Consider the following 18680-nt stretch of genomic DNA (forward strand, 5'->3'; position numbering starts at 1 on the left):
TTTCAACTGCCAGGGATTGATCCACTCATTTCAAGCCTGACCACATGGGGGGTGCGATGCACATTCCATTTCTTTACGCGTTGTCGGCCGTACTGGTATTGAGCGGAGCTTCCAGCCTGGTACGGGGTGCGGATGAGACCGCTGCCGCACCGGCCCCGGCACCCGCCGCAGCCCCCGCACCGGCAAGCGCGGCCGATGCGGCGCCCGTCGCCCCGGCGACCAAGGATCCGGTGTTCAACCAGGAACAGCTGGATCAAATGCTGGCGCCCATTGCGCTGTACCCGGACCCTCTGTTTGCGCAGGTGCTGATGGCCACCACCTATCCCGGGGAAGTCGGCGAGGCCGTCAGCTGGTCCAAAGCGCACCCGGACGCCAAGGGTGACGACGCGGTCAAACAGGTGGCGAACCAGCCCTGGGACCCGAGCGTGCAGGCGCTGGTTGCCTTCCCGCAGGTCCTGGCAACGCTGGGGCAGGATCCCGTGTGGGTGCAACGCCTGGGTGATGCCTTCCTGGCGCAGCCCGACGATGTCATGGAAAGCGCGCAACGCTTGCGTCGCCAGGCACAGGCAGCCGGCAATCTGCAGAGCAACCAGTATCAGAACGTGACGATCCAGAATGTCGCGGCGCCCGCACCTGCAACCACGAATGCGGCACCAGCGCCAGCGCCTGCTGCGGAACCGGCGCCGGCCAGCAACTCCACCATCATCATTCAGCCTGCCGATCCGCAGGTGGTGTACGTCCCCACGTATAACCCGACGACCACCTACGGCACCTGGCCCTACCCGGCGTCGCCGCCTGCGTACTATCCACCGCCACCGGCCTATTACCCTGGCCAGGCCCTGATGGCCGGGCTCGCGTTTGGCGCCGGCGTGGCGATCATTGGGTCGTTGTGGGGTGAGTGTGACTGGGGCAATAACGACATCGACATCGACGTCAATCGCTACAACAACATCAACGCCAACAACCGGATCACCAACAACAAATGGCAGCACAACCCGGTGCACCGCAATGGCGTGCCCTATCGGGACAATGCGAGCCGCGCACAGTACGGCCGCCAACTCAACGGTGCCAGTCAGCGTGAAGCCTATCGCGGGGACACTGCCCAGCGCGCCCAGGCCCGTGAAAAGGCCCGCAGTTCAATGGACAAGCACGGTATCGAACGACCCGCCACCAGCAACCGCGAAGCCCGAGATCAAACGCGCAAACTCCAGTCCGCAGCCGCGGACGGCAATCGGCTACAGGGCGGTGCGGACAGGCCCAAGGCGGCTGACAGAGGCCAGGGTACCGCCAGAAACACCCGGGAAAATCAGCAGCCGAGGACCCAGGCCCGCCAGGAACCCAGGAACCAGTCCGCTCAGTTGAACCAGCGCAGAGAAGGCGCCGCGCAGACGCGGCAAGCGCCGAACAAACGGCCCGCCGCCAGTGCCGGCAGTGCCCGTAACAATGCGTTCGCCGGCGCACGCTCACCGTCCCAGGCCAACATCCAGGCCAATCGTGGCCGGGCCAGCCAGGCATCCGCCCATCGCCCCAGTGCCGCCCGTTCGGCCGGTCACCAGGTCAGTCGGCCGTCCAATCCACCAGCGCGTCAAAGGGGGGGCCGTCGTTGAAAAACCATCCTCGAGTGAAAGGACTCACGGGCTTGCTGCCTCCTGTCCTTGCGATAGCTGCGGGCTTGTTGTGGTCGTGCATGGCGACGGCGCAGCAGGCCTTTCCAACCCCGGAAAAGGCTGCAGAAGCCTTGGTCCAGGCACTGGGTACGGAACACGCCGACCAGGCTCGCCTGACGGAACTGCTCGGCAGTGACTGGCACAATTACATCCCGCGTGAAGGCGTGCAGCGCAAAGACGTCGATGCGTTTTTGCAGCAGTACCGCGAGCAACACCACATTGAAAAAAGCGGTGACAACAAGGGCATCCTGGCGGTCGGCCCCGAGAACTGGACACTGCCGATCCCCTTGGTCAAAGTGGCGAGCGGCTGGCGCTTCGACTTGAAGGCCGGCAGTGCCGAGATCCGCGCACGCCAGATCGGCCGCAATGAACTCGACGCGGTGCAATCGGTGCTGGCCTATCACGACGCCCAGATGGACTATGCGTCAGTCGATCGGGACGGTGATGGCGCACTCGAGTATGCGCAGAAAATCTTCAGCACCCCCGGCAAGCACGACGGACTCTATTGGGCGCAAGACGATAGCGGCCAGATCAGCCCGCTGGGGCCTTCGTTCGGCAAAGCCATTGCCGACGAAGAATGGCATGGCTACCGCTTCCGCATCCTTCACGGCCAGGGGCCTTCGGCACCCGGTGGTGCCTACAGTTACCTCATCGGTGACAAGATGAGCCGCGGCTTTGCCCTGATCGCCTGGCCGGCGAAGTACAACGTCACCGGGGTGATGAGCTTCATGATCAGTCACGAAGGCCAGGTGTTCGAGAAAGACCTGGGGCCCGAAGGTGAAAAACTGGCGCTGGCGATGAAGCGCTTTGACCCCGATGACAGCTGGCAAGAGGTGGCGGCAGATCAGGATCAGGAGTAGCCCGCTGCAACCTGCTGCGGGCTGGCAGAACTATTGGAACGACAGGACGAATCGCTCTTCGCTGCCCGTACTGTCGTCACGGCAAGGTTGCTCAAGCTTGAATCCGCAGCGGTCCAGTACCTTTCTGGAGCCCAGGTTTTCCTTGTAGGCATAGGCCACCAGTTGCGCAAGTCCCCAGCGCGCCTGTGCCTGCTGGATCAGATGCCTCAGCGCCCATGTTGCCAGCCCCTGCCCGCACACGCGCTGATCAATTCGATAACCCACTTCGGCAGACCCCATCGCCAGGTCGATGCTTTTCAGATTGGCTCGACCAACGATTGCCTGGCTTGAGTCCTCGATGACAAACGGGTGCCAGGCGCCGCTGGCCAAACCCGACAGATAGCTATCGATATGATCGGCGACACCGCGCAACGAATAAAACCCAGGGTCGCGCGCATCGATATGCGATTCGAACCATTCACGGTTGCGGATTTCGAACGCCAGTAAAGCTTCAGCGTCAGTGGTTTTCAGCTCGCGAACGCTAAACGATTCCATGCACTGCATCTCCTTTGCCTTGTGTCGAAACAGCGCAAGTCTATCGCATACCCGAACATCCCCGCCCTTCTTGAGCCTTGGCGACTTGCACATAACATATGGATAAACGTATATTCGAATAACCATATATACAGAGCCACGCCAATGCTCAACCCTGCCGTCGTATTCAAATGCCTGTCCGACGAAACCCGCGCCCGGGCCACTTTGCTCATCGCCCGTGAAGGCGAGTTATGCGTGTGTGAGCTGGTCTGCGCCCTGGACGATAGCCAGCCGAAAATTTCCCGCCATCTTGCCCAGCTTCGCGGATGCGGCCTGCTTCTCGACCGCCGCCAGGGGCAGTGGGTGTATTACCGGCTCAACCCTGATCTGCCCGCGTGGGTGCGTGATGTTCTGCAGACCACGCTGGCAGCGAACGCCGACTGGCTCGAGGACAACAGCACCCGCCTGAACGCCATGGGCGACCGCCCTCTCAACACTGCCGCCTGCTGCTGACCCTTCAACCGTCGAGAATCCACATGCTGACTGCGTTTTCCATTTTCCTGCTCACCATGGTGTTGGTCATCTGGCAACCCAAGGGCCTGGGCGTCGGTTGGAGCGCCTCCCTGGGCGCCGTTCTGGCCCTGCTGGCAGGCGTCGTGACGCTGCACGATATTCCGCTGGTGTGGGCCATTGTCTGGAACGCCACCGCGACCTTCATCTCGCTGATCATCATCAGCCTGTTGCTCGATGAGGCCGGGTTCTTCCAGTGGGCCGCCTTGCATGTGGCACGCTGGGCCAAGGGTGACGGGCGACGCCTGTTCGTCTTCACGATACTGCTGGGGGCCGGCGTCTCCGCGTTGTTTGCCAATGACGGCGCCGCCCTGATCCTGACCCCCATCGTTGTTTCAATCCTGCTCGCCCTGCGTTTTTCGCCAGCGTCCACCCTGGCGTTCGTCATGGCGGCCGGCTTTATCGCCGACACGGCGAGCCTGCCCCTGGTGGTGTCCAACCTCGTCAACATCGTTTCGGCGGACTACTTCGACCTGGGGTTCGCCGAATACGCGGCCATTATGGTGCCGGTCAATCTGGTTGCCGTGGCGACCACCCTCGTGGTGCTGTACCGGTTTTTCCGCCGTGACATTCCTCGGCACTACGCGCTCGATGACGTGATGGATCCGCGACGCGCCGTGCGTGATCCCCTGACCTTCCGCGTCGGCTGGATCGTTCTGGCCCTGTTGTTGGTCGGGCTGTTTGCCCTGGAGCCCCTGGGCATTCCGGTCAGCGCCATCGCAGCGGTCTGTGCCGCGCTGCTGTTCGCCGTGGCGGCGCGCGGGCATGTGATTTCCACCCGCCGGGTGCTGCGTGAAGCGCCCTGGCAGGTCGTGATCTTTTCCCTGGGCATGTACCTGGTGGTGTACGGGCTGAAGAACGCCGGACTGACCACCTACATGACCATGGCCCTGAACCGCATGGCCGAGTTCGGCATCTGGGGCGCCGCGCTGGGCACCGGCCTGCTCACGGCCTTGTTGTCATCGGGCATGAACAACATGCCCACGGTGCTGGTGGGCGCACTGTCGATTCAAGCCAGTGACGCCACCGGCGTAGTGCGTGAAGCCATGATCTACGCCAATGTCATCGGCTCTGACCTGGGCCCCAAGATCACCCCCATCGGCAGCCTGGCCACCCTGCTCTGGCTGCATGTTCTGGAGCGCAAGGGCATCCGCATTACCTGGGGTTACTACTTCAAGGTCGGCGTGGTCCTGACGCTGCCGATCCTGCTCATCACCCTGTCTGCCCTGGCCCTGCGCCTGAGCGTCTAGCCCTGTGCGCCTGCAAAGAGGAGTCACCATGCGCGTTCTGTTTATGTGTACCGCCAACAGCTGTCGCAGCATCCTGTCCGAAGCCATGTTCAACCATCTCGCGCCAGAAGGCTTCGAGGCGATCAGTGCCGGCAGCTTCCCCAAGGGACAAGTGCTGCCCCGCAGCCTGAGCACCTTGCAAGAGGCCGGCATTGCCATCGACGGCTTGAGCAGCAAAGGCAACGAGGCTTTCGAAGCCAACCCGCCGGACATCGTCATCACGGTCTGCGACAAGGCTGCCGGCGAAGCGTGCCCGGTGTACTTCGGCCCGGCACTGAAAGCCCATTGGGGCCTGGAAGACCCCTCGGACATAACGGGCGATGAAGCACGGGTAGCGGCAGCGTTCCACTCAACCCTGGCGCGCATCGAAACGCGCTGCCGGGCCTTCCTCGAACTGCCTTTTGCACACCTTGACCGCGATGCATTGAAGCGCGAACTCGAACGCATCGGCACGCTTTGACCGGAGCCCTTATGACCCATTCCTTGCCCAATCTCGACACGGCACTGACCCCACCCATCGCCCATGGACACAACGACCTGCACAAACCACGCATCCTATTGTTATACGGTTCGACTCGTGCGCGGTCGTTCAGTCGCCTGCTGGTCGAGGAAGCTGCCCGGTTGCTCGAACACTTCGGCGCCGAGACGCGGATCTTCAATCCATCCGGCCTGCCACTACCGGACGACGCGCCCTCCAACCACCCGAAAGTCCAGGAACTGCTCGAGCTGATGCAGTGGTCTGAAGGACAGGTCTGGTGCTCGCCAGAGCGCCACGGCTCCATGTCTGCGGTGTTCAAGGCGCAAATCGACTGGGTGCCGCTGGCGTTAGGGGCCATTCGCCCAACCCAGGGTAAAACCCTTGCGGTCATGCAAGTCTGCGGCGGCTCCCAGTCCTTCAATGTGGTGAATCAGCTTCGCGTGCTGGGACGCTGGATGCGCATGTTCACCATTCCCAATCAATCTTCCGTGCCAAAGGCTTTTCTGGAGTTTGACGACGCCAATCGCATGAAACCCTCATCGCTGTACGACAGGGTGGTGGACGTCATGGAGGAGCTGGTGAAATTTACCCTGCTGCTACGGGATCGCCCCGACCTGGTTGACCGCTACTCGGAACGCAAAGAGTCCGCGCAAGAACTGACTCAGCGCGTGAATCAGCGGTCGATCTGACAGTAGAGATTTGGCTCGATAGCCGAAAAAAAGTCGCAAACCCCATGACGTTTCAGGGCTTGCGACTCTTTGCCGATACGTCCCTCAAGCTCCCGGGACGTTTTCTACGGTTTGCCTGCCGTGTTCATTGCCGAACGTGCAGGCTCAGTTCTCTACCTCAACCGTGTCGAAATCCGGTTCGTCCGGAGCATCCGCCACATCCTCTCTGGCGTCCTTCGCGTCGGCTTTGGCGGCCTCTCTGGCTGCCTTCGCCTCGGCTTTGGCGGCGTCCCGAGCGGCATCCGCGGTAGCCCGGGCAGCATCCCTGGCGGCATCTGCTTCGGCCTTGGCGGCATCCCTCGCGGCATCTGCAGCGGCACGGGCAGCGTCTCTGGCTGCGTCTGCGTCATCGTCCGCTACGCCAGCCGCTTTTGCGGCATCCCGGGCGGCATCTGCTTCAGCCCTGGCGGCGTCCCGGGCAGCATCTGCAGTCGCTTTTGCCGCATCACGAGCGGCATCAGCAGTCGCTCTGGCCGCGTCCCGGGCTGCATTGGCATCAGCCTTGGCAGCGTCCCGGGCTGCATTGGCATCAGCCTTGGCAGCGTCCCTGGCTGCATCGGCGGCATCGTTGTCAGCGTCATGATCAGCGTCGTCCGCGTCGTTGTCATGGGCATTGCCCGGGCCTTTGTTCCCGGCTACACCACCATGGTCAGCGTCGCCGCGTCCGTCACCGTCATGGCCTGCTGCACCATGATCGCCACCCTCGCCTCCATGGCCGCCGGCACCGTGACCGCCGTCACCACCACCGTGGCCACCGCCGCCGTCACCGCCACCGTGACCACTACCGCCTCCACCGCTGCCGCCATCCTTGGCATACACGCTGGAGAAACTACCGATGTAATCGGGCACCAGGACAGTCGATGCCGACAGGACTCCGCCGATTGCCAGAGCCAATAAACATTTCTTGAGCAGCATGATGCACCTCCGCATGGAGTTGCGAACTCATCTCCGTATCGAACGCAATGTCCAGTAAGTTCCCGGCCGCCCATTGGAGCAGCCGGCCAACCGACACGGCCATCAACCTGCAACATTGACGAGCTACTGCGGTATCCGCACGATCCCTCAGAGCCAGTTGGCATCGTTGCGTGGGAAACATTCCCACATATTTTTTGGATAAGTGCTTTCAACCCAAGTTCAAAAAAGATCAGGACAGCAAGCAAGCTGCCAAACTGCCCGCAGCAACGAGCCAGACCAATACAACGATCACCGCAGCCAATCTGTTCGCTGGCCGCTTCCTGTGGTTTTTCTCCCACTCACTCGCTTTGAACCGACACTCCTCCAGCACCTGTGCAGGCATCAAGCGAATAGCGAGCAGAATGCCAAGCGGCAAAATAATCACATCGTCCAGATACCCAAGCACAGGAATGAAATCGGGAATGAGGTCGATTGGACTCAGCGCATACGCCACGACAAAAACCGAAATCCATTTGGGTAACCAGGGGGTTTGCGGATGCTGGTAGCAAAACCAGAGAACCATCGTTTCCCGTTTGAGCTTTCTGGCCCAGCCACGTAAACGATCAAGTATGTGTTTCATATCGGCATCGTCTGTCCTTGAAGGAGCGAGCCAGCGAGCGTAGCGCCTTGGGGGATTGACAGCCATGAGTCGAGAGGGCTGCCGCCAAAAGCAGCCAGCCGTGACCGGCATGGAACGGCCAAAAGCGGTCGCTACCGACGCTCATGAAGAACCACATGCACCCTGCCCATCAGAAAGGAAGGGGCCTGTCCTGGACGACCCGCTTCATGACGAGCGTCGAGGTCAGCCGTTGCACGTTGGGTAACGTCGAGAGGCTCTCATCGTAAAGCCTCTGGAAGGCCGGCAGATCCTGGGTTACCACGTGCAGCAGGTAGTCCGGCTCCCCAAACAGACGCTGGGCATCGACCACCTGGGGTATTTCGACGAGCGCAGTTTCAAAAGCTTCGACCGCTTGCCGGTCACCCTCGCGAAGCGTGGCAAACACCATGGCGGAAAAGTTCAGGCCGAGTGCGCCGGGGTCCAGTCGTGCGCGATAACCCAGCAACACTCCAGACTCCTCCAAGGCCCTGACTCGCCGATGGCACGGGGAAAGGCTCAGGCCCACGCGCTCGGCCAGTTCGGTGACCGACAGGCGACCATCCTTTTGTAGCTCGGAAAGAATTTTTCGATCAATCCTGTCCATTTAGAAGAATCTCCTAGTCAGAGCCGTTCTGATGACCATCTTTGAAAGTAAATTCTAACAAGATTTCATTATTCTTCCTTCAATCATTCATTGCCGCGCAGCGCTCGAAACGATGCAGATGCGGCCGTTGATTCAAGGAGTAGGTAGCGTCATGACCTTTAGCGTTTTCGTTGCGTTCTGGGCTGTATCGATCCTGTTCATCGTCACGCCGGGCGCCGATTGGGCCTACGCGATTTCGGCAGGGTTGAAGCATCGGGTCGTCCTGCCCGCAGTGGGCGGCCTGTTATCCGGCCATTTGATCGCCACCATGATTGTTGCCGGCGGTGTGGGCACATTGGTCGCCAACCATCCTGTGGCCTTGTGGGGGCTCACGATTGCCGGAGCGTGTTACCTGCTTTGGTTGGGCGCCAACATGCTTGCCCGCCCTACTACACCTCACGCGGATGAAACTCAGGCGTCGGGCTCATGGAAGCGCTGGGCGCTCAAGGGGCTTTGCGTGAGCGGGCTGAATCCGAAAGTGTTCCTGCTGTTCCTGGCGCTCTTGCCTCAATTTGCCGACGCGACCGCTCCCTGGCCCGTACCGATGCAAATGATTGCGCTGGGACTCGTCCACACTGTCAGTTGTGGCGTGATCTACCTGCTGGTGGGATTTGGCTCGCAAGTTATTCTTCGGGCGCGCCCTGCGGCCGCTCAACGAGTCAGCCGATTTTCTGGAGCCGCCATGATCATCATCGCGCTGGTGCTGCTGATCGAACAGGCCCGCGGTTGATCCTTTATCAGCAAAACATTTTACGTTTTAGCCACTGCTTCACCGAACCAGGGAGCGCTTATGAAAAGCCCGAGAGAACGTGCCGCCGAAGGTCTCCAGGTCGGTGACCGGTTCACCATAGTCCGCTGTTTTACAGAGGATGACATTCGTCAGTTCGCGCAAATCTCTCGAGACTACAACCCCGTTCACTGCGATGCGCGCTACGCGCAACTGCGCAGGTTCAAGGCGCCCATTGCCCATGGCCTTCTGACCGCCAGCCTCGTCACCGAAATTGGCGGGCAAATCGGCTGGCTGGCGACAGGGATGAGTTTCGAGTTCAAACAACCGGTTTATGCAGATGAACCCATCACCTGCCACTGGCTCATCGTCGACATCGATGAACGTGGTCACGCAAAAGCCGAAGTCAGGATACTCGACGCGCAGGGAATCACGATGCTGGAGGCAACGACGACTGGCGTCCTGCCTGGAGCCAAAGAGCGTGAACGCCTTAAGCAAATGCTTGCTGAAGGCGATCACACTAACGGAGCTGCCGTGACCATGACTTGATGTCCTTGGAATGGGGGACAAAGGGTGCCCCCTTCGTGTGCCTGCCGACTCAATTTCCCGATTTGTTCCAAATCATTCGTGGCATTTGCCGGCGCTTTACCGCTTTTTAAGCTTGCTGAAACGTTTCTTCAAGTCTATAAAAATGGCCCAACTCCAAGAAAGGCTGCTGCCATGACCCCGCTCAAACTCTTTGTTGCCCTCAGCGCACTGTCCGCTGCCTCCCACGCCATGGCCTGGGATTACGTTCTGCTCGACACCGACAAAGCCGCCCAGAACTGGCAGATCACCAGCCAGCAACTCGGCATAAAAACCGACAACCCCTTCAGCGTTACCCTGCGCACTTTGCACGGCGGTCGGCAGGAGGGCGTCAGCATCGTCGACATCGATAACGGTACGATGAAACTCTCGGTAGTGCCGACTCGCGGAATGAACGTCTTGCAGGCCTCGGTCGGCAATGTGCGCATGGGCTGGGATTCGCCGGTCAAGGAAGTGGTCAATCCGTCCTTCATCGAACTCAATGGCCGCGGTGGTCTGGGCTGGTTGGAAGGTTTCAATGAGCTGGTCACCCGCTGCGGATACGAATGGGTCGGCCACCCCGGCGTCGACAATGGCGAACTGCTGACCCTGCACGGTCGGGCCGCCAACATTCCTGCGAACAAAGTCACCCTGCACATCGATGAAAAACCACCGTACGCCATCACCCTGCGTGGCGAACTGAAAGAGCAGGCGTTCAAGAAGGTCGACTTCTCCGTCGCGACCGAACTGGTCACCGAACCCGGAAGCGTAGTGTTCGCCCTCAACGATACCCTGACCAACGACGGCGACTATCCGAAGGAATACCAGGCGCTGTATCACAGTAACTTCAGCACCCCGTTCCTGGAGCAAGGCGCTCGTTTCGCCGCGCCGGTGAAACAGGTGTCGCCGTTCAACGACAAGGCCAAGGGCGATCTGCCCGACTGGCAAACCTACCGCGCACCGACCAAGGACTACGACGAAACGGTTTACAACGTGGTGCCGTATGCCGATGCCAAGGGCGATACGTTGACCGTGTTGCATAACAAGTCCGGCAGCCTGGGCGTTTCGGTCGGCTTCAACACTCAGACACTGCCGGTGTTTTCCCTATGGAAAAACACCGACACCCAAGGCCAGGGCTATGTCACGGGGCTGGAGCCGGGGACAAGTTTTTCCTACAACCGCCGTTATCAGCGGCCACTGAACCTGGTACCGACAATTGGGCCGAAGGAACACAAGCAGTTCCGCATCAGCTACAGCTTGTTGGCGGATAAGGTGGCTGTGGACAAAGCCTTGAAGCAGGTGAGCGAGATTCAGGGCGGGCGGGAGACAGAGGTGCGGCAGACGCCGTTGGTTGATCTGACCAAGGGGTGACACCGGCTAGAGCATTGTCGATCGATATTGCAGCGCCTCGTCCAAATGTTCGCGTCTGATCCCGTCGGCTTGTTCAGGGTCCGCCAGCGTGCGCGCGACCTTGAACACTCGATGGGCTGCTCGCAACGCTCTTGGCTGTGGATTCAACCGGTCGATGCAACAGTCAGCAATCGGCTAGCCCACCTCGCGGCCCGACGTCGCTTGGCAGTCTTCAAAATGATGTCGTAGTAAAGGCACCCCTCGCCAACACCCAACGTAGACACGCACTCACCCACAAAACCCCTCCTTGCCAGCGGGATAAATAGCCAGCTATTGGTTGACGAAAGTCTGAAGTATTCATTTGAACTTTCGGATTCTTCCACCGCGCGGCCTGTGCCTAACATCGGCTCCACAGCGAACCAGCCTCGGCATCGCTCAGTGGAATCAGGTTACGCAGGGATCCGGTTTCGAAATCCTCTGCCGCCACCGACCATTGATCGCTCAGCCGCCTGGTGCCGTCGAAGTGCTTTTGCAGCAGGCCCTGGGATTTTTGAGGATCACCGATGAAGCTGGAAATTTTCCGTACGCTGTGGGGTTACACCGCCAGCAAGGCTCAGGCGCTCGAGGAGTTGCTGCAAGCGGGCTTTGATGGCATGGAAGCGCGCCTGCCACTGGACGCCCGCGAACGGGCTGAGTTTGGCGCCTTTCTCCAGGCCAACCGCCTGGGCTATATCAGCACCGTGTTCAGTGCCTACGACGTGCTGCCGGATCAGTCGGCAACGCCTGCTGTCCACCTCAATGACCTCGACCAGAAGCTCGCCTGGGCCGCTGAACTCTCCCCGCGCTTCGTCAACGTACTGGCGGGCAACGACCGTTGGTCCTTGCCGCAACAGGTGGAGTTTTTTGGCCAGGCGCTGGACCTGGCGCGCAAGCACGGTCAGGTCTGCAGTTTCGAAACCCATCGCTCGCGTTCGCTGTTCAACCCCTGGGTGACCCTGGAGTTGATCCGGCAACTGCCCGATCTGCTGTTCACCAGTGACATCAGCCATTGGGTCGTGACCTGCGAGCGTCTGTTGAATGATCCGGCCGATGACCTGAGCGCGTTCATCGAGCGGGTTCACCATATCCAGGCCCGGGTCGGTTATGACCAGGGGCCGCAGGTTCCGCACCCGGCGGCGCCCGAATATGCAAAAGAACTGGCCTTCCATCAGCAGCACTGGGAAAGCATCTGGCGCTCGCAGCAGGCCCGCGGTTACCAGGTCAGCACCCTGACGCCGGAATTCGGTGCCGACGGCTACCTGCATCACCTGCCCTTCACCAATGTCCCGGTCGCCGACCTGTGGTCGTTGAACGTGTGGATGGGCCAGACCGAGCGCAAACACTTCGAGCGTTTCCACCACTCAAGCCATCCTTAGGGAGCCGATGCGTCATGCCTGACAATAAAAACAACAGCGCCAGCACTGACACACTCAAAGCCAACTTCAACAGCATCCCGGTGATCAACATCGCCGGTCTGTTCAGCTTTGAACTGGAACACCGCCTGGCCGTGGCCGAACAATTGGGGCGTGCCGCCAGCGAAGTCGGGTTTCTCTATATCACCAATCACGGTATCGACCCGCAACTGATCGCCAACCTGCGCAAGGCGGCCAAGGACTTTTTCGACCAGCCCCTCGACACCAAGATGCGCCACTACATCGGCACCTCACAAACCCACAAGGGCTTTGTGCCCGAAGGCGAAGAGGTCTATTCCAAGGGCAAGCCGGACCACAAGGAAGCCTTCGACGTCGGTTTCGAAGTCCCGGCCGATGACCCGCTGGTGCTGGCCAACACCCCCTTGCTGGGGCCCAACGACTGGCCGCAGCTGGCAGGTTTCAAGGCCTCGGTGCAGGCCTACTATGAAGCGATCTTCGCCCTGGGTCGGCGCCTGTTCGGCGGTTTTGCCCTGACCCTGGGCCTGGAAGAAAACTATTTCGACAGCCTGGTCACCCGTCCGCCGTCCAAGCTGCGCCTGATCCACTACCCGTTCGACGGTGCCGCCCATGACGCACCGGGTCTTGGCGCCCATACTGATTACGAGTGCTTCACCATCCTCCTGGCCGACAAACCCGGCCTCGAGGTGATGAACAATCTTGGCCAATGGATCGATGCACCACCGATTGCCGATGCCTTCGTGGTCAACATCGGCGACATGCTGGAGGTGATGACGGCAGGCGCATTCGTTGCCACTGCGCACCGGGTGCGCAGCGTGAAGGAGGAGCGTTATTCCTTCCCGCTGTTTTATGCCTGTGACTACCACACCCAGATCAAACCGCTGCCCGGGTTCGCCCAGGCCGGCAACAACTACGAAGAGATCACGATCGGCGAACACATGTATGGCCAAGCGCTGCAGACCTATCAGTATCTGCGCCAGAGGGTGGCCAACGGGGACGTTCAACTGCCAGGCAAGGCACGCAAGCCCGCCAGTTTCGGACATTTGAAAAATCAGGCGCAACCGTCCTGATTGAAGTTTTCAGCTAACCCCTACCTACGCCGGAGTCAGTAAAAATGAAAAACAATAAAAAGAACCTCTTGAGCCTGGCTGTATTGGCAGCCGGCATGTTCGGCGCCTCGGCGAGCATGGCCGCGGCAGATTCGTTCAAGGTCGGCATGGAGATCACCTACCCTCCTTTCGAGTCCTACGACAAGGACAAGAATGTGGTGGGTTCCGACCCCGAGCTGGCAACGGCACTGGCCAAGCACATGAACGCCAAGGTCGAGTTCGTCGACACCAAGTTCCCGAGCCTGATCCTGGGCCTGAACTCCGGCAAGTACGACGCGATCATTTCCGGCATGTACATCACGCCGGAGCGCCAGACCCAGGCGCAGACCATCGCCTATGCCAACACCGGTGCCGCGGTCATGGTGCCCCAGGGCAGCGAGATCAATGCGAAAAAACCTGAAGACCTGTGTGGCCTGAAGCTGGGCCTGGAACAGGGCACCACCTGGGTCAAGGAATTCAGGAAGCTGTCCGACGAATACTGCGTGCCGAACAACAAGGGCGCCATCACCGTCAGCGAATACCCCTCGGCGCCCGAAGTGACCCAGGCCCTGTTGTCCAAGAACATCCAGGCCCAGGTTGAAATCGCCGGTGCCGCCAAGATGATCGCGGAAAAGACCAATGGCCGGGTCGTGATCACCACCGAGCATCCGATCTATCAGCAAACCCTGGGCATCTTCGTCAAGAAAGGTAACGACGAAACCTACCAGGCCGTGCAAAAGGCCTTCGAGGAAACGAAAAAGAGCGGAGAATACGCAGCAATCCTCAAGAAATATGGCCTGGAAGAACCGACCGCCAACTAAGAACCTGTCCTTGTAGTCTGGTTATCTGCGGCCCCTGCATGGGGGCGGCAGATCGAGGTGTCCCATGCAATTCGATTGGTCGTATTTCTTCTCCCTGTTCTCCCTGCCGGACTTCTGGAATGCCTGCGTCACGGTCATCCAGCTCAGTGCCCTGGCCTGGTTCATAGGCATGCTGCTGGGCTTTGTCCTGGCCACCGCCAAGCTGTCCCAATCGCCCTTGCTGCGCATTCCCGCAGCGGTCTACATCTGGTTTTTCCGCAGCATCCCGTTGCTGGTGCTGGTGGTGTTCGTCTACAACCTGCCGCAGTTGTTTCCCGGTAGCGGACCGATTCTGTCCAACCCCTTCTACGCAGGGTTGCTGGCCCTGGTGGTCACTGAAGCGGCGTACATGGCGGAGATCCATCGTGGCGGCCTGATTTCCGTGGCCAAGGGCCAGAAGGAAGCCGGGCGCGCGCTGGGTGTCGGCGTGCTCGGCATGCAACGCCTGATCGTGATCCCCCAGGCTTTCCGTATTTCGCTGCCCACCCTGATCAATGAATACATCACGGTGGTCAAGCTGACTTCGCTGGTCTCGGTCATCTCCCTGACCGAAATCCTCACGGTCGGCCAACGCCTCTATGCCACCAACTTCCTGGTCATGGAAACCTTGGCGGCGGTGGGCGTCTACTACGTGTTGATCGTCACTGTATTCGGCTATTTCCTGCAGCGCCTGGAGCGCTACCTGGACCTGAACTTCCGCAAGCCGCACACACTCGACGCGGCCACCATTGCCAGGTTCAAGGCCAGCGCCGAAGCCTTGCCCGACATTGCGCGCAAAGCCGCAGGCAACAACACCACGCCGATCCTGCAACTGAACAACATCCAGAAGAGCTATGGCACCCACAAGGTACTGCTGGGTATCGACCTGAATGTCGATTACGGCCAGGTGGTCTCGATCATCGGGCCATCCGGCTCCGGCAAGACGTCGCTGATCCGCACGGTCAACGGCCTGGAAAGCATCGATACCGGCGACATCAAGTTGTTCGGCGAAACGTTCATCGAAGCCTCGGACAAACCCAACGGCTCGCGCCTGCGCAAAGGCGTGCGGCACATCGGCATGGTGTTCCAGAACTTCAACCTGTTCCCGCACCGCACCATCCTCGACAACATCACCCTGGCACCGCGGTACCACGGCCAGCCGGGCGAGCTGAGCGAACATCGTGCCTATGCGCTGCTGGACAAGGTCGGCCTGCTGGCCCATGCCCACAAGTACCCGCACCAGCTCTCCGGCGGCCAGCAACAGCGCGTGGCGATCGCCCGGGCCCTGGCCATGGAACCGCAGATCATGCTGTTCGACGAGCCGACCTCGGCCCTCGACCCGGAACTGGTCAACGACGTGCTCAACGTGATCCGCGACCTGGCCAGGGAAGGCATGACCATGCTGATCGTGACCCACGAAATGGACTTTGCCATGTCGATCTCCGATCGGGTGATTTTCATGGAGAACGGCAATATTCAACTCGATGCCGCCCCTGAAACCATTCGCTGCGAAGCTGAAGGCGAGAGGGTACGACGCTTCATGGGCATCGGCGCCCGATCGCCAAACCTGTCTGCAGCGGTGGATCACGCATGACCAGGCAAGCGTTTTACATGAGCTTCTTTCTGTCAGGAACACACGCATGAATCTTGGAATTGCAGGACGTTGGGCGCTGGTCTGCGCCGCCAGCAAAGGCCTGGGTAAAGCCTGCGCACAGGCACTCGTCACCGAAGGCGTGAACGTGGTGATCACCGCACGGGGCGAAGACACGCTGAATGAAACAGCCCGTCAGCTGAGGGCGATCAATCCTGAAGTGACGGTCATCGCCGTGGCCGGAGACATTTCCACGCCCGAGGGTCGGGCGGCAGCGCTCAAGGCCCATGAGCATTTCGATATCCTGATCAACAACGCCGGTGGCCCTCCTCCCGGGGATTTCCGCGAATGGAATCGCGACGCCTGGCTCAAGGCGCTGGATGCCAACATGCTGACCCCTATCGAGCTGATCAAGGCAACGGTAGATGGCATGGCGGCACGCGGATTTGGCCGGATCATCAACATCACCTCGAGCGCCGTGAAGTCCCCGATCGAAAGCCTGGGCCTGTCCAATGGTGCGCGCAGTGGTCTGACGGGGTTCGTTGCGGGGCTGGCCCGGCAAGAAAACATTGCCAGCCGCAATGTGACGATCAACAACCTGCAACCTGGCTCGTTCGACACCGATCGACTGCGCGACAACCTGGTCGCCGCTGCCCACGAAATGGGGCAAGACAGTGAGGCATTCCTTGACGAGTGCCGTCGCGAAATCCCTGCCAAACGCTTCGGCTCACCCGAGGAGTTCGGTGCGCTGTGTGCCTTCCTCTGCAGCAGCCATGCGGGCTACCTGACCGGGCAGAACCTGTTGATTGACGGAGGGGCCGTTCGCTCCAGCCAGTGATGACGGCAGGCACCCCCATGCCATTCGTCAGCGCCATGCTCCTGTAGGAGCTGTCGAGTGCAACGAGGCTGCGATCTTTTGATTTTCAAAAGCAGGATCAAAGGATCGCAGCCTGCGGCAGCGCCTACAAAAAGCGCTGCAGACGCCATGCTCCTGTAGGAGCTGTCGAGTGCAACGAGGCTGCGATCTTTTGATTTTCAAAAGCAGGATCAAAGGATCGCAGCCTGCGGCAGCGCCTACAAAAAGTGCTGCAGACGCCATGCTCCTGTAGGAGCTGTCGAGTGCAACGAGGCTGCGATCTTTTGATTTTCACAAGCAAGATCAAAAGATCGCAGCCTGCGGCAGCTCCTACAAAAAGCGCTGCAGACGCCATGCTCCTGTAGGAGCTGTCGAGTGCAACGAGGCTGCGATCTTTTGATTTTCAGAAGCAGGATCAAAAGATCGCAGCCTGCGGCAGCTCCTACAAAAAGCGCTGCAGACGCCACTCTCCTGTAGGAGCTGTCGAGTGCAACGAGGCTGCGATTTTTTGATTTTCAAAAGCAGGATCAAAGGATCGCAGCCTGCGGCAGCTCCTACAAAAAGCGCTGCAGACGCCATGCTCCTGTAGGAGCTGTCAAGTGCAACGAGGCTGCGATCTTTTGACTTTCAGAAGCAAGATCGCAGCCTGCGGCAGCTCCTGCAAAGCTACACCTCCCATTCCCTCAGGGCGACGGCAAGTAGTGCATCGTATGGGACTCCCCCATCAACAACGGACGATTCAATTCCGCACAAGCACGCAGATAGTCGGCTACCAGGGTGACCCGCTTGAGCTTGCGCAGGTCCTCGCTGTAATACATCCAGAACTGTCGCGTGACCTCCACCTCACCCGGCAGCACTTCGCACAGACGGGGATCGGGGCCGGCGAGGAAGCAAGGCAGGATGGCCAGCGCCCGCCCTTCCAGGGCTGCATGGTAATGGGCGACCACGCTGGTGCTGCGCAGGCGGCAGTTGGCGCCAGGCATCAGGTCGTTCAGGTAGAGCAGCTTGAAGCTGAAAGCCAGGTCTTCGACGTAGGTCACGAACGGGTGGCCGGACAGGTCTTCGCGACTTCCGATCAACGGATGATTGGCCAGGTACTCCGGCGTCGCATACAGGCGCAGGCGGTAGTCGCACAGTCGCGAGCACACGTATGGACCGCGTTCGGGGCGCTCCAGGGTGATGGCGATATCCGCCTCGCGCCGTGACAGGTTGATGAAGTGCGGGACCGGCAAAATGTCCGCCGAAATATTCGGGTAGTGCTCGAGGAAGTGACTCATCTGTGCCGTGATGAAACAGGTTCCAAAGGCTTCCGTGCAACCAATGCGCAGATGCCCGGCGAGCCCCCCGGTGGTGCCAAAAACCTGCTCGCAGGCTACCAGCAGCGTACTTTCCAGGCTTTCGGCGTGGCTGACCAGACGCTGCCCTTCCACGGTCAGGACGAAGCCTGAGGTTCGCGATTTCTCGAACAGCAGGGCGCCCAGGCACTGCTCCAGGGCACGGATGCGCCGCGACACCGTGGTGTAGTCCACGCCCAGGCGACGGGCCGCACCGCTGGCGGTTCGAGCACGGGCAACTTCGAGGAAGAAACGCAAGTCGTCCCAGTTCAGTGGGGGCTGCGTTGTGCGTTTTTGCATATCCATCGGGCTTTTCTGCCAATACATATGGGAAATATGCCCTTATATACTCGCATCTCACCCAACTTGGCCAGCGTCGTTTTCCGGCCAGGAAAGTCCCCTCCCCAATAATAAATAACGAGGGCTGACAGCATGAGCGCATGGATAAACGCCGGCCTGCACGCCGGACACAAACAGCTGCGCAACAGCGCAATCGCGGTCACGCTTTTCGTGTGCCGTTGGCCCGATCCTCTGCTCGTCTCGCAGCCGATCAGGCCCGCCCTCCTGCCCCGCCCACTCTCCTTCGCAAGATCATCCAGGC

General features: G+C 60.2%; 19 protein-coding genes and 1 pseudogene. 14 read left to right on the forward strand and 6 right to left on the reverse strand.

What is annotated here, in order from left to right:
• Positions 1-56 precede the first annotated feature (56 nt).
• Together KW838_RS02010 and KW838_RS02015 are read left to right on the forward strand one after the other, a co-directional pair.
• Positions 57-1607, forward strand: a complete 1551-nt coding sequence (locus KW838_RS02010; RefSeq protein WP_218500183.1) for a DUF3300 domain-containing protein — start codon at positions 57-59, stop codon at positions 1605-1607.
• Between the two features lie 80 nt (positions 1608-1687).
• Entirely contained in the window at positions 1688-2527 is an 840-nt protein-coding gene (locus tag KW838_RS02015; protein ID WP_218500184.1) for a DUF2950 domain-containing protein, read from the forward strand.
• A 30-nt stretch (positions 2528-2557) separates the two neighbouring features.
• Here the strand turns inward: KW838_RS02015 and KW838_RS02020 are convergent, their stop codons facing one another.
• Positions 2558-3061: a GNAT family N-acetyltransferase gene (locus KW838_RS02020; protein ID WP_218500185.1), complete on the reverse strand. Its 504-nt coding sequence runs from the start codon at positions 3059-3061 to the stop codon at positions 2558-2560.
• A 144-nt stretch (positions 3062-3205) separates the two neighbouring features.
• Between KW838_RS02020 and KW838_RS02025 the strand changes: the two genes are divergently transcribed.
• The 4 genes from KW838_RS02025 to arsH are packed head-to-tail and all read left to right on the forward strand — an operon-like array spanning position 3206 to position 6066.
• Complete coding sequence (locus tag KW838_RS02025) at positions 3206-3553, forward strand: metalloregulator ArsR/SmtB family transcription factor (protein ID WP_218481940.1); 348 nt, start codon at positions 3206-3208, stop codon at positions 3551-3553.
• 23 nt (positions 3554-3576) lie between these two features.
• A complete protein-coding gene (locus KW838_RS02030) occupies positions 3577-4860 on the forward strand; it encodes an arsenic transporter (RefSeq protein WP_007978309.1) in 1284 nt (427 codons plus the stop codon).
• Positions 4861-4888: 28 nt separating this feature from the next.
• Complete coding sequence (locus KW838_RS02035) at positions 4889-5359, forward strand: arsenate reductase ArsC (RefSeq protein ID WP_218500186.1); 471 nt, start codon at positions 4889-4891, stop codon at positions 5357-5359.
• Positions 5360-5370: 11 nt separating this feature from the next.
• Entirely contained in the window at positions 5371-6066 is a 696-nt protein-coding gene (gene arsH / locus KW838_RS02040) for an arsenical resistance protein ArsH (RefSeq protein WP_218500187.1), read from the forward strand.
• A 144-nt stretch (positions 6067-6210) separates the two neighbouring features.
• On the opposite strand, the gene KW838_RS02045 is transcribed toward arsH, so the two are convergent.
• The 3 genes from KW838_RS02045 to KW838_RS02055 all read right to left on the reverse strand — a co-directional run bounded on the left by KW838_RS02045 (position 6211) and on the right by KW838_RS02055 (position 8261).
• Positions 6211-7020, reverse strand: a complete 810-nt coding sequence (locus KW838_RS02045; protein ID WP_218500629.1) for a hypothetical protein — start codon at positions 7018-7020, stop codon at positions 6211-6213.
• Between the two features lie 229 nt (positions 7021-7249).
• Positions 7250-7639: a YkvA family protein gene (locus KW838_RS02050; protein WP_102702418.1), complete on the reverse strand. Its 390-nt coding sequence runs from the start codon at positions 7637-7639 to the stop codon at positions 7250-7252.
• 169 nt (positions 7640-7808) lie between these two features.
• On the reverse strand, positions 7809-8261 hold the full coding sequence (locus tag KW838_RS02055) for an Lrp/AsnC family transcriptional regulator (RefSeq protein ID WP_095967251.1): 453 nt from the start codon (positions 8259-8261) through the stop codon (positions 7809-7811).
• Between the two features lie 151 nt (positions 8262-8412).
• On the opposite strand from KW838_RS02055, the gene KW838_RS02060 reads away from it, so the two are divergent.
• From KW838_RS02060 to KW838_RS02070, 3 genes are all read left to right on the forward strand, one after another.
• The gene (locus KW838_RS02060; RefSeq protein WP_218500188.1) at positions 8413-9030 is read left to right on the forward strand and encodes a LysE family translocator; all 618 of its coding nucleotides are present in this window, start codon (positions 8413-8415) and stop codon (positions 9028-9030) included.
• A gap of 60 nt (positions 9031-9090) precedes the next feature.
• Positions 9091-9576, forward strand: coding sequence for a MaoC family dehydratase (locus KW838_RS02065; RefSeq protein ID WP_218500189.1), 486 nt, complete (start codon positions 9091-9093; stop codon positions 9574-9576).
• Positions 9577-9747: 171 nt separating this feature from the next.
• Positions 9748-10962 (forward strand): aldose 1-epimerase family protein, encoded by a 1215-nt coding sequence (locus tag KW838_RS02070; RefSeq protein ID WP_218500190.1) that lies wholly within the window; start codon positions 9748-9750, stop codon positions 10960-10962.
• A gap of 6 nt (positions 10963-10968) precedes the next feature.
• Here the strand turns inward: KW838_RS02070 and KW838_RS02075 are convergent.
• A pseudogene (locus tag KW838_RS02075) lies at positions 10969-11088 on the reverse strand (hypothetical protein); the annotation flags it as partial.
• A 416-nt stretch (positions 11089-11504) separates the two neighbouring features.
• Here KW838_RS02075 and KW838_RS02080 point away from each other — a divergent pair.
• From KW838_RS02080 to KW838_RS02100, 5 genes are all read left to right on the forward strand, one after another.
• Complete coding sequence (locus KW838_RS02080) at positions 11505-12356, forward strand: sugar phosphate isomerase/epimerase (protein WP_218500191.1); 852 nt, start codon at positions 11505-11507, stop codon at positions 12354-12356.
• Positions 12357-12370: 14 nt separating this feature from the next.
• Positions 12371-13441 carry an isopenicillin N synthase family oxygenase gene (locus tag KW838_RS02085; protein WP_218500192.1) on the forward strand — a complete coding sequence of 357 codons (1071 nt, stop codon included), beginning with the start codon at positions 12371-12373 and terminating at the stop codon, positions 13439-13441.
• A 44-nt stretch (positions 13442-13485) separates the two neighbouring features.
• The gene (locus KW838_RS02090; RefSeq protein WP_218500193.1) at positions 13486-14280 is read left to right on the forward strand and encodes an ABC transporter substrate-binding protein; all 795 of its coding nucleotides are present in this window, start codon (positions 13486-13488) and stop codon (positions 14278-14280) included.
• A 64-nt stretch (positions 14281-14344) separates the two neighbouring features.
• On the forward strand, positions 14345-15892 hold the full coding sequence (locus tag KW838_RS02095) for an amino acid ABC transporter permease/ATP-binding protein (protein ID WP_218500194.1): 1548 nt from the start codon (positions 14345-14347) through the stop codon (positions 15890-15892).
• A gap of 46 nt (positions 15893-15938) precedes the next feature.
• A complete protein-coding gene (locus KW838_RS02100; protein ID WP_218500195.1) occupies positions 15939-16727 on the forward strand; it encodes an SDR family oxidoreductase in 789 nt (262 codons plus the stop codon).
• Positions 16728-17428: 701 nt separating this feature from the next.
• Here the strand turns inward: KW838_RS02100 and KW838_RS02105 are convergent.
• Positions 17429-18406, reverse strand: a complete 978-nt coding sequence (locus KW838_RS02105; RefSeq protein ID WP_218500196.1) for a LysR family transcriptional regulator — start codon at positions 18404-18406, stop codon at positions 17429-17431.
• Between the last annotated feature and the right edge of the window lie 274 nt (positions 18407-18680).

Origin of the sequence: Pseudomonas sp. PDM27 (assembly GCF_019219205.1) — a bacterium.
In the GTDB taxonomy this organism is placed as follows: domain Bacteria; phylum Pseudomonadota; class Gammaproteobacteria; order Pseudomonadales; family Pseudomonadaceae; genus Aquipseudomonas; species Aquipseudomonas laurylsulfatiphila.